This is a genomic window from Rhizobium sp. LjRoot98 (assembly GCF_964252935.1).
Classification (GTDB): Bacteria; Pseudomonadota; Alphaproteobacteria; order Rhizobiales; family Rhizobiaceae; genus Pararhizobium.
The window spans coordinates 168,710-179,391 of record NZ_CAXUPW020000004.1; the positions used below are offsets into that span (position 1 = coordinate 168,710).

Genomic DNA, 10,682 nt, shown 5'->3' on the forward strand with positions numbered 1-10,682 from the left:
TGATCACCTGTAAATTTCACGTCGATGCCCAATCTCAACAACGAGGACAATAAGCTGCGTGTCTCGCAGCTCGCACAAAATCCGGAAATCACCAACCCTGTATCGCCAGAGATGGCCAAGCGCACCACCTTGCAACGGTTTTCCCAGCAAGCGCGGGTTGTCGAGCGTTGCAACACGCTTTCGCAAATACTCCCGGATTCGAACAGCATTGGAACGTCCCATCTTTTCAAGCTGCCGGAGCGCCTCGTCCGTCAGCTCAATCGTCCAAGCCAAGTTTCCTCTCAACTTCTTCCAGAGTGTAGGTGCGTGTCTCACCGCGCGCTAATTTTCCCAACACCTGTTCTGCCATATAGATATCTTCGAGATCTTCGAGATGTTCCTCGATCGCCTGCCGGATGTAGAACGTCGCCGTCCGCCCTGTGCGAGCCGCAAGCGCCTGCAATCTTTCGTAAGTCTCGTCAGGAAGACGGATTGCTGTTTGCTTAGCCATGATGAATTTCCATATGGGATACGTGTATACCATGTAGCACGACTATGTCTTAATTGCCATAACGAGCAAAACGTGGTTGCATTTCGCCTATCCCTGCCAGCGCCCGTCAGCCTTCATGGCCTCGATCTCACGGATGGCCTTCTCCCTTTGGCGTTCGCGGCGGATGATGTCGGTGACAGCTGCATCGTCGGATTTGTCGGTGTAGCGGAACTCGCTGTCGGCATAGCGGTTGATTTCCTGCATGACCATCTCGAGCGTGATCGGGCCGCGGAGGGTTTCGATCATGGCTTTCTTCTCGTCATAGGCTTTGTGCATGAAGGCTTCCGGCATCGCAAACCAATCGTCCGGCAGGTCCACGTCCATCGCCCGCATCTTGACTGCATCGGTGATGTTCTTGATCGCCCGACCGGTGAAGCGCGGCTCGGCCTCCTTGATCATGTGCAGATAGGAGCCGACATCGGCCAACGTCTCGATCTTGCCCTCTTCCTTTTCGTGGCGTTCCCAGACGGCCAGCAGCCCCTCCTCCTTCGGGCGAGCATGTTCGGCATAGGATTGTGACACGGCCTTCTTGATTTCCTGCCCGGCAAACAGCTGGTGTTCACCCAGCGGGATCTTGTGGTTCTTGCCGACCAGCATGGCGAAGATGTCGATATAATCGCCTTCCGACTGCGGCCCATCGACCAGCCAGCGGGCACCGGCGCGCTGGCGCAGTGCATCATCGACATTTTCCGGATAGTTGGAGAACATGCCGAAGGTGCAATTGCCGCGGATCACCGTCGAGGCGCCAGCAAAGCTCTCCATCAACACCGCTGTTACCTCGTGCTGTCCGGCCGAGGCGCGATCATCGGAACGCTTGGCGGCCACCTGATCGACATCGTCGATCGTGCCGAAGCCGATGGCCCGCGGGTTGATGACATTGTTGACGAAGGCTTTGCAGTTCTGGCCGGACTTGCCCTGATAGGAGGAAATCTGGTCGACGCCGAAATTCTCGTAGTGGAAAGCGTAACCGGCGATCTCGCAGTAGTCGTTGAGCAGACCCGCCAGCATCTGGATAAGAATGGTCTTGCCAGTGCCCGGCATGCCGTCGCCGATGAAGGTGAAGAGAAAGCCGCCAAGCTCGACAAACGGGTTCATCTGCCGGTCGAAGTCATAGGCCATCAGCATCTTGGCAAGCTTCAGCGCCTGATACTTGGCAATATGGTTGCCGATGATCTCTTCCGGCTTCTTGAAGGTCATCACCAGCGGCGCGCGCTTGGCGCCTGGCGCAACATCGAAACCGTTCAGCGTGAAGTCGTCCTGATCGAGACGGATATGCACATTCTCGAAGCTGGCAAGCCCGGTGAACCGCGCCTTGCGGCCGATCAGGCCTTCGATGGCAACACGGGCAAAGGCGCGCGCCCGGCTGGTCAGGGCGACATCATCCGGCGCCCCGGCAATCGTCTTGTCGAGCGCAGAGATCATGCTCTTCAACGCATCCTGCGGCGTATCGAACAGAAAATCCGGCTCGTTGCCATCCTCGACCGGCTCGCCCTCACCGGCAAGCGTCGCGCCGAGATAGGCGGCGAAAGTGAAGGCGGCGATATAGGCGGAAGCAGACAGAAGCGCCTTGAACTGGTTGGCGTCCTCGCCGGATAGCGGTGCTGTCGCATTGCGCGACTGCAAGCCTTCCAGATTGGTCTGGCGGGCAAACACGTCGGCAACCGCCAGCGCCACCTGCAATCCGCGCCGTGAACGATAGAGCAAGGCGTGCTGCGCGGGAGACATCAGCGGGTCAGCGGAGCGGATCGACTGGATGGTCTTCGTCAGCTCGACCTCGCGGGTGCGGCGCTGTCCGCCGGTTGAAACGGTCGAGACAAAGCGGCGGCCCGTTCCAGCCAATGCCGTAGCCGCAGCCGGATCGTCTGCCTCCAGAAGAATGAGCCGGGTGACCAGACCTTGTGCCACCGCCAGATGTTTGGCGATGTCGTCCTCGTGCAGCGTCGTCAAGCCCGCGTTCAGTGACATTGTCTAGACCTCGCTGATGACCTGGTTTCCGGAAATCACATGCACCTTGTAGTCACCAAAAATCGCTGCAGCGTCTCCGGCAGCATAAAGCGCCTGATAGGCGTCGTGCGGCACCAGTGCGTGTTTCTCGTAGGAACTGACACCCATGCGCGTCGCCTCGAGATTGTCGGTATCGATATGGAATTCTTCCGATGCCGGCGTCGATGAGAAGAAGCCCCTCTGGGCCGGCCGTTCCGCCTTGGAGAACACCTCCTGCACCGTCCACGTCAACAGCCACGCATTTTCGGTCTTGCGGACCTTCGACAGGATGTCGTTGATCTTGGCATTGTTCTCGGTAATTCCGGCCGAATAGAACGGCCCAAGCACGATGCGCCGCAACTGCTTGGGATGCAGCTCCTCGAAATCCTTGTCGAGATTGGTGGCGATCGTCACCGGTGTCAGCGAATAGGCGCTGTTCTTCAGCGCGAAATCGTCGAAACGGCTGGCAAGATCCGGATTGAGCAATCCGCCGATCGGCAGCGGGATATCCGTATCGGGATTGAGCTTGCCATCCGGCGTCACGAGAAGCTTGATGATCTTTTCCGACGAATCCTCGATCACCGACATATAGACCATCGGCAAGGTGCTTGTTCCGTCAAACGCGCCCCAACAGACGACATAATAGGGCCGCATGGTCTTCGGATTGACGCCGACACGGATGGTCTCAGGCATGATGAAGGGTGAAAAAATATCGCCCTTGCCGATCTGCTCGAGATAGAGCCGCTCGGCCATGCGTGACTGCAGTTCACCCGGAAAGGCCTTCTGCCGCAGGATGAAATCGGCCATTTCCTGGCGCAGTGCATCGGCCGCGGGAATACCGGCCAGCCGCTTTTCCGCCGACTGCCTGTCGTTTTCCAGTTCCAGGACATTCTGGAACACCGGAAAGCCGCTTTCGGCCCGCGAGATCCGGAACTGCTCGATGAAACCGATCCGGTTTTCCCAGCAGGAAAAGGACGCCTTCAGCCGCGACAGGTAGGGAATGACGACCTCGCCGACCACCGTATCGCGGTAGAGCGGCGAGTTGCGGTCCCCGAGGAAGATTTCAAGGCCAGCGAGCGCTGCCCGGATGGACGCGAAGTACTGGCCGACGGGACCTTCGGATGCGGCATTCATGATGGTTGTCTCAACAACAATGCTCTTTGTGCGGCGTAAAGCCCCTCATCCGGCCTGTCGGCCACCTTCTCCCCGTAAACGGGGAGAAGGGATAAGCGGCAAACTCCGTAGTCCCCTCTCCCCGCGTGCGGGGAGAGGGTGAGGGTGAGGGGCTTGATGCCATGGTGAGCAGCCGGCATGCGCTGCACTACTGCTTCACGTAATTCGCCGAATTGTGCTTGTCCATCACGGCCTGGAACCGGCGCGCAAAGGCATCGTCGGCAAGCTTCTTGCGGCGCTGGATGTCCTGGGTCGAGAGCATGTTCTTCTCGTGCATTTCCAGGAGATCGCCGATATGGCGCTGCGAGGCCGAGCCGATACCGGCCATGGTTTCTTCCGCCGCCGTATCGACCTGGCTGCCAAGCGTGTTGATCTTGTGGGCAACATCCTGCTGGGCAGCCGTCTTCAAGGAATCTTCCAGCGCCTTGTACAGCACGATGCGCTGCTCGGTATCGATGGTCAGCTTGTTGATCAGCGTGTTCTGCGCGGCGATCTGGTTATTGAGTGAATCGACGAAAGTCTGGAACATCGAGGTGTAGCGCTCGTATGTCTGGCTTTCCGCCAGCAGTTCCTGCTCCTTCGCCTGCTTCTCGTTATATTCCGTCGCCAGAACCGAACGCTCGCCCTCAAGCTGGGTGCGGGAGATCTGGTCGGTCGAGGCGGCAATCTTGTTTTCAATGTCCATCAGCATCGGGTTGAGTTCCTCGATGCGCTTCTGGGTTTCCTGCAGGTTGGCCATCGTGCCCTTGCGCCGCTCGATCACCTGCAACAGGCTTGCCTCCGAAGTCTTGTAGCGCTGGTCGAGAACGCTCTTCTGTTCCTTGAGGATGCCGACGATGGTGTCGGACTTGGCCAGCAATTCCTGCAGGTTTCCGGCCAGCGACATGTTGCGGACACGGTCGGTGCGCATGCGCTGGGCACTCTGCTTGGAAAAGATGCCGATGAATTTCTCATAGCCGGTATAGCTCTTCATGCTCTCGAATTCGGAACCGAAGGCATTGGTGGCGTCTTCCAGGCCGATGATCAGGTCGGCAATATTGCCTTCCATCACCTTCTGCTGGTTGATGACGTCCTGGATGCGGGCATTCTCGATGTCGAAATTGGCATCGCCCAGCTTGGTGTCGGATTTGGCGAACTGGTCGAGCACGACGGCCGACTGGTTCATCTTGCCGCGCATCTGCTCGACGATGCCACGGGTTTTCTCGATTTCGCTCTCAAAATTCTGAAGTGTCGCCATCGGTTCCCCCTGGTTGCTCCGGTACAGACGCGCTGCGTCGCCAAATTATTCAGTCATGACATCAACTTATATAATGGGAGCGGCAATTTGAAGAACAAGTGTGCAATCGGCGGATTTTAAACCGTAAATCGCTTTGAAGCGGGACAATGGCCGGAATGCCGCTCCTATTGCGCCACTGCGGTCTTCAGATAGGCAAGGATGTCCTCGATCTCCTGCGGCTTTCTCAAACCGGGGAAAGACATCTTGGTGCCCGGCACCATTGCCTTCGGGCTAAGCAGATATTCCGACAGCCTCTCCTCGTCCCAGAGTTTGCCATCCGCGCCAAATGCCGTCATGGCGCTGGAATAGCTGTAGCCCGCAAAGGCAGCGACCGGACGGCCCACGATGCCCATCAGGCTTGGTCCGACACGGTTCATCGGCTCGGTCGCGGTGTGGCAGGCGCCGCATTTCTTGAAGACCTGAGCGCCCGTCTCGGCATTGCCTGCGGCCTGCGCGACACTTGTTCCAAGACAGAGAAAGAGGCCGAATGAAGCGAAACGCATGGACAAGGGAAGAGACGGAGAGAGAAGCATGGACAATTTCCCGGAACACTAAGGCAAGGATGCCATCATGGCACGCCGCCCCCGCCCGGCGATAGTCCGCCTCACGCTTCGTTCATCTTGTCTTCCCAGTGACGGCGGCAATAGACGACATATTTTTCATTGCCGCCAACTTCGACCTGCGCGCCCTCCCGGACGACATTTCCGGCCCCATCCAAACGCACCACCATGGTCGCCTTGCGGCCGCAATGGCAGATGGTTCGCACTTCGCGCATTTCGTCGGCGATGGCGAGCAACGCCATCGAACCGGGAAACAGCTTACCCTGGAAATCGGTGCGCAGACCATAGGCCATCACGGGAATGCCGATCCGGTCTGCAATGCGCGCCAACTGCCAGACCTGATCCTCGCCGAGAAACTGCGCTTCGTCGACAAAGACACAGGCGATCGTTTCCTCGGCATGCAGGCGTTCGATCAGAGCGTAGAGGTCATCGGAATGGGTGAAGGCAATGCCGTCCTCGCTCAATCCGATCCGCGAGGACACCCGGCCCTGGCCGGCCCGGTCATCAAAGGCCGCAATCAGGATCACCGTGCGCATGCCACGTTCGCGATAATTGTACGACGCCTGCAGGAGCATGGTCGATTTGCCTGCGTTCATCGTGGCGTAGCTGAAATACAGTTTTGCCATGGCGTCCTCTTCTGTATGCTGTTGGTTGTTCATGAACAGACAAAACGGGGAAGACCAGAGCGCAAGCGCGAAAGTCACAGAAAATCGACGGCAGGCGCCAGAACATGAGCAATGCGACATATCACGTCGCTTTAGGCGGGCGTGTCCGGCGAATGTCTCAATACACTCAAGGCAACACCAGGGCGCTTGAATTGGCGGACATTTGGTGATTGGCTAAAATCAAAAGGCAGGGGAATAATCACAATGAGCAGACTGACATTGAAATTCATGCTGACCGCGGCCGTATCGCTGAGCGCTCTGACATCGGCCTATGCCGCCGAGCCCGAAAGCTGTGGCACCGTCCGTTTCGCCGATGTCGGCTGGACGGATATCACCGCGACCACGGCGACCGTTTCCTCTGTCCTCAAAGGCCTTGGCTATCAGACGGACATCAAGGTTCTCTCCGTTCCGGTCACCTATCAATCGCTCAAGAACAAGGACATCGACGTCTTCCTCGGCAACTGGATGCCGACACAGGAGGCCGACGTCCGCCCCTTCCTCAACGACAAGTCGGTCGAATCGTTCGGCCCGAATCTCGAGGGCGCCAAGTACACGCTGGCGACCAATGCCAAGGGTGCCGAACTCGGCATCAAGGATTTCAAGGATATCGCCGCCCACAAGGCCGAACTTGACGGCAAGATTTACGGTATCGAGCCCGGCAACGACGGCAACCGCCTGATCATCGACATGACCGACAAGGACACGTTCGGCCTGAAGGGTTTTGAAGTCGTCGAATCCTCCGAGCAGGGTATGCTGGCGCAGGTCGCCCGTGCCGAAAAGGATGGCACGCCCGTCATTTTCCTCGGCTGGGAACCCCACCCGATGAACTCCAACTTCAAGCTGACCTATCTCACCGGCGGCGACGATATCTTCGGACCAAACCTCGGCGGAGCGACCATCTTCACCAACGTGCGCGCCGGCTACACCACCGAATGCCCGAATGTCGGCAAGCTGATCACCAACCTGAAGTTCTCCCTGCCGATGGAAAACGAGATCATGGGCAAGATCCTCAACGACGGCAAGGATCCGGAAACAGCGGCCAACGAGTGGCTGAAGGCCAACCCGGCAGCAATCGATCCCTGGCTCGCAGGTGTCACCACCAAGGATGGTGCTGAAGGATTGCCGGCGGTCAAGACCGCGCTCGGTCTCTGACCGGCATATATAAGGCGGGGCTTCGTCCCCGCCTTTTTTTAAGCGCAAACCACGCGCTTCCGCTCCTATCATTGGCACCAAGAACCAGGCGATTTTCCCGTGGAATGGCTAACCAACCCTGATCGACGCATCCCCATCGGCGGCTGGGCGAAGAGTTTCTTCACCTGGCTCACCACCAATTTTACCGGCTTTTTCGACCAGGTATCCGCGATCCTGGCCGGCGTGGTGAATGCGATCCTTTGGGTTCTGCAGACGCCACATCCGCTGATCGTCGTGGCCATCGTCACCGCCCTTTCCTACTATTTCCGCCGCTCGATCGGCGTTACCCTGTTCACGCTGTTCGGCCTGCTGTTGATCATCAATCTCGGCTACTGGAAGGCAACGACGGAAACGTTGGCGCTGGTGCTGGCCGCCAGTGCCGTCTCAATGGCCGTCGGCATTCCGCTCGGCATCGCCGCCGCCCGGCGCGCCTGGGTCTACGCGGTGATGCGGCCGATCCTCGACCTGATGCAGACCATCCCGACCTTCGTCTACCTGATCCCTGCCCTCGTGCTGTTCGGCCTCGGCATGGTGCCGGGCCTGATCGCCACTGTCATCTTCGCCATTCCGGCGCCGATCCGGCTCACACGCCTCGGCATCATTTCCACCCCGCCCTCGCTGGTGGAAGCGGCTGTCTCGTTTGGCGCGACGCCATCGCAGGTGCTGCGCAAGATCGAATTACCCTTTGCCATGCCGCAGATCATGGCTGGCCTCACCCAGACCATCATGCTGTCGCTGTCGATGGTGGTCATCTCGGCGCTGGTCGGCGCTGCCGGTCTTGGCGTACCGGTCGTGCGGGCGCTGAACACCGTCAACATCGCCATGGGTTTCGAATCCGGCCTGTGTATCGTCATCCTCGCGATCATTCTCGATCGCCTGTTCCGTTCGTCCGATGAAGGAGAAGGCGCATGACCGAGGCCGTCGTTTTCAAGAATGTCGATATCATCTTCGGCAACAAGCCGGAAGCGGCCATCGCCATGGTCGATCAGGGCAAGACGCGCGACGAGATCGGCGCTGCGACCGGATTGGTGCTCGGTGTCGCCGATGCGTCGCTGACGATCACCGAAGGCGAAATCCTGGTGCTGATGGGGCTCTCCGGCTCGGGCAAATCGACCCTTTTGCGCGCCGTCAACGGACTGGCGCCAGTGGTGCGCGGTGAAGTCCAGGTAAAGACCCGGCACGGCGGAATCAATCCGTATAAAACCAGCGCGAAATCGCTGCGCGACTTCCGCATGCACGATGTCTCGATGGTGTTCCAGCAGTTTGCTCTCCTGCCCTGGCGCACAGTGGAAGACAATGTCGGCTTCGGGCTGGAATTGGCCGGCGTGCCGGACAAGGAACGCAAGGAGCGCGTTGCCGAACAGCTGGAACTGGTCAACCTGACGAAATGGGCCGGACGTCAGGTCAAGGAGCTTTCCGGCGGCATGCAGCAGCGCGTCGGCCTTGCCCGGGCCTTTGCCACTGGTGCGCCGATCCTGTTGATGGACGAGCCGTTCTCGGCACTCGATCCGCTGATCCGCACCCGCCTGCAGGACGAGTTGCTGGAATTCCAGCGGCGTCTGAAGAAGACCATCCTGTTCGTCAGCCACGATCTCGACGAAGCCTTCCGCATCGGCAACCGCATCGCCATCATGGAAGGCGGACGCATCATCCAGTGCGGAACGCCGCAAGATATCGTCAAGAATCCGGCCAACCAGTATGTTGCCGATTTCGTCCAGCACATGAACCCGATCACCATGCTGACGGCGATGGACGTCATGAGCCAGGGCGTCAGCCGCACGGCGCCTGCGGCCGGTGTCTCGGCAACAGCCAAACCGACCACCCCGCTGATCGACATCCTCGATGCGATGTCGCGCCAGCCCGGCAGCATCGGCGTCGTCGACAACGGCGCCATCGTCGGCACAATCAATGCGCAGAACGTCGTGGAAGGCCTGACACGGCATCGCAACAAAAGTTGACTGTTCTGCTCATGATGTCGCTATAAAGGACGCCCGGGCAACACATGTCCGGGCGTTTGGCATTCAAGACAAGAGGCAACCTTATGGCCGACAAACCTTCCGTTCTGCGCGAAACCGATGACGAGGCGCGCAAGCTTGCCCGCATCATCCTGCGCTCCGCGCGCAGTGCCGCCATTGCGGTGATCGAGCCAGACAGCGGCGGTTTCCCCTTTGTCAGCCGTGTGCTTGTCGGTATCGATACCGATGGCACGCCGGTCATCCTGGTTTCCGCCCTGTCGGCCCACACGCAGGCCCTGTCCGCAGACCAGCGCTGCTCACTCTTGACCGGCGAAATCGGCAAGGGTGATCCACTCGCCCATGCGCGGCTGACGGTTCAATGTGAAGCGGAAAAGGTCGAGCGCAATGGCAACGCTCACGCCCGTATCCGCGAGCGCTTCATCCGCCGCCATCCGAAGGCCCAGCTCTATGTCGACTTTCCAGATTTCGCATTCTTCCGCCTCATGCCAATCAAGGCCAGCATGAATGGCGGCTTTGGCCGTGCCTATGTCCTGAGTGGCGAGGATCTGATGATCCGTTCCCCGGCAATCGACGATCTCGCCGCAATGGAAGCAGGCGCGATCGACCACATGAATTCCGACCACTCCGATGCAGCCAGCAAGTATGCCGCGCTCTATTGCAAGGCAAAAGGAACCGGTTGGAAAATCTGCGGTCTCGATGCCAGCGGGGTCGATCTGGTGTCGGGCGATCAACTCAAGCGACTGGAATACGACGCCCCACTGCAATCCAAAGGGGAGTTACGGGACACACTGGTAAAACTTTACCGTTAAATACGGGAACTTTTACCCCGATTTCTTGCAGTAGGCAGTTGTCCTTTTATTCATCACGTCTAATTATCCCTTATTCACATTCATAACCAAGCGTGATGTGAACTTCGCATGGAGTATGGAATGCAAACGATCTCTCCTCAGAAACACGGCAAGGCTGAAATAGCTGCGGAGTTTCTGTCGGCTATGGCCAACCCAAAGCGTCTGCTGATTCTCAGTTCACTTGTGAACGAAGAGATGGCCGTTGGCGCCTTGGCAAACCAGGTCGGCCTCAGCCAATCTGCCCTGTCGCAACATCTCTCGAAGCTGCGTGCCCAAAATCTCGTGACTACCCGTAGAGATGCTCAGACGATCTATTATTCAAGTTCTTCGGATGCAGTACTGAAAGTTCTGAAAACCTTGAAGGAAATCTACGGCGACGATACCAGCGCGGTTGAAAAGGTCGCGCAGCGCCGTACCGCCTGATACGGATCGGGGCCGCTTGCCGGCCCCGTCCTGTCTCGCCGCTCGCCGGCTTGTCATC

At 58.6% G+C, this 10,682-nt stretch carries 12 protein-coding genes; 5 read left to right on the forward strand and 7 right to left on the reverse strand.

The genetic code is table 11. The features are described 5' to 3' along the window. Window positions 1–3: 3 nt before the first annotated feature. The 7 genes from ACSQ3J_RS15170 to ACSQ3J_RS15200 all read right to left on the reverse strand — a co-directional run bounded on the left by ACSQ3J_RS15170 (window position 4) and on the right by ACSQ3J_RS15200 (window position 6,147). Window positions 4–273, reverse strand: coding sequence for a type II toxin-antitoxin system RelE family toxin (locus tag ACSQ3J_RS15170; protein ID WP_060511745.1), 270 nt, complete (start codon window positions 271–273; stop codon window positions 4–6). Then, entirely contained in the window at window positions 257–490 is a 234-nt protein-coding gene (gene relB, locus ACSQ3J_RS15175; RefSeq protein ID WP_060505781.1) for a type II toxin-antitoxin system RelB family antitoxin, read from the reverse strand. The genes ACSQ3J_RS15170 and relB overlap by 17 nt, the downstream gene beginning before the upstream one ends. An 87-nt stretch (window positions 491–577) precedes the next feature. After that, on the reverse strand, window positions 578–2,494 hold the full coding sequence (locus ACSQ3J_RS15180) for an AAA family ATPase (RefSeq protein WP_436039441.1): 1,917 nt from the start codon (window positions 2,492–2,494) through the stop codon (window positions 578–580). Between the two features lie 3 nt (window positions 2,495–2,497). After that, window positions 2,498–3,646: a hypothetical protein gene (locus tag ACSQ3J_RS15185; protein WP_060505783.1), complete on the reverse strand. Its 1,149-nt coding sequence runs from the start codon at window positions 3,644–3,646 to the stop codon at window positions 2,498–2,500. A 187-nt stretch (window positions 3,647–3,833) separates the two neighbouring features. Continuing rightward, window positions 3,834–4,922 carry a hypothetical protein gene (locus tag ACSQ3J_RS15190; protein ID WP_113550628.1) on the reverse strand — a complete coding sequence of 363 codons (1,089 nt, stop codon included), beginning with the start codon at window positions 4,920–4,922 and terminating at the stop codon, window positions 3,834–3,836. 164 nt (window positions 4,923–5,086) lie between these two features. Further along, window positions 5,087–5,494, reverse strand: coding sequence for a c-type cytochrome (locus tag ACSQ3J_RS15195; RefSeq protein ID WP_436039444.1), 408 nt, complete (start codon window positions 5,492–5,494; stop codon window positions 5,087–5,089). 71 nt (window positions 5,495–5,565) lie between these two features. Beyond that, window positions 5,566–6,147, reverse strand: coding sequence for a thymidine kinase (locus ACSQ3J_RS15200; protein ID WP_060505785.1), 582 nt, complete (start codon window positions 6,145–6,147; stop codon window positions 5,566–5,568). A gap of 243 nt (window positions 6,148–6,390) precedes the next feature. On the opposite strand from ACSQ3J_RS15200, the gene ACSQ3J_RS15205 reads away from it, so the two are divergent. The 5 genes from ACSQ3J_RS15205 to ACSQ3J_RS15225 all read left to right on the forward strand — a co-directional run bounded on the left by ACSQ3J_RS15205 (window position 6,391) and on the right by ACSQ3J_RS15225 (window position 10,624). Then, window positions 6,391–7,338, forward strand: coding sequence for a choline ABC transporter substrate-binding protein (locus ACSQ3J_RS15205; protein WP_436039446.1), 948 nt, complete (start codon window positions 6,391–6,393; stop codon window positions 7,336–7,338). Window positions 7,339–7,437: 99 nt separating this feature from the next. Then, entirely contained in the window at window positions 7,438–8,289 is an 852-nt protein-coding gene (gene choW / locus ACSQ3J_RS15210) for a choline ABC transporter permease subunit (protein ID WP_037098811.1), read from the forward strand. After that, window positions 8,286–9,335, forward strand: coding sequence for a choline ABC transporter ATP-binding protein (choV, locus tag ACSQ3J_RS15215; RefSeq protein WP_060505787.1), 1,050 nt, complete (start codon window positions 8,286–8,288; stop codon window positions 9,333–9,335). The genes choW and choV overlap by 4 nt, the downstream gene beginning before the upstream one ends. Before the next feature lie 83 nt (window positions 9,336–9,418). After that, complete coding sequence (locus ACSQ3J_RS15220) at window positions 9,419–10,162, forward strand: HugZ family protein (protein WP_060505788.1); 744 nt, start codon at window positions 9,419–9,421, stop codon at window positions 10,160–10,162. 120 nt (window positions 10,163–10,282) lie between these two features. After that, entirely contained in the window at window positions 10,283–10,624 is a 342-nt protein-coding gene (locus ACSQ3J_RS15225; protein ID WP_060505789.1) for an ArsR/SmtB family transcription factor, read from the forward strand. Window positions 10,625–10,682 lie beyond the last annotated feature (58 nt).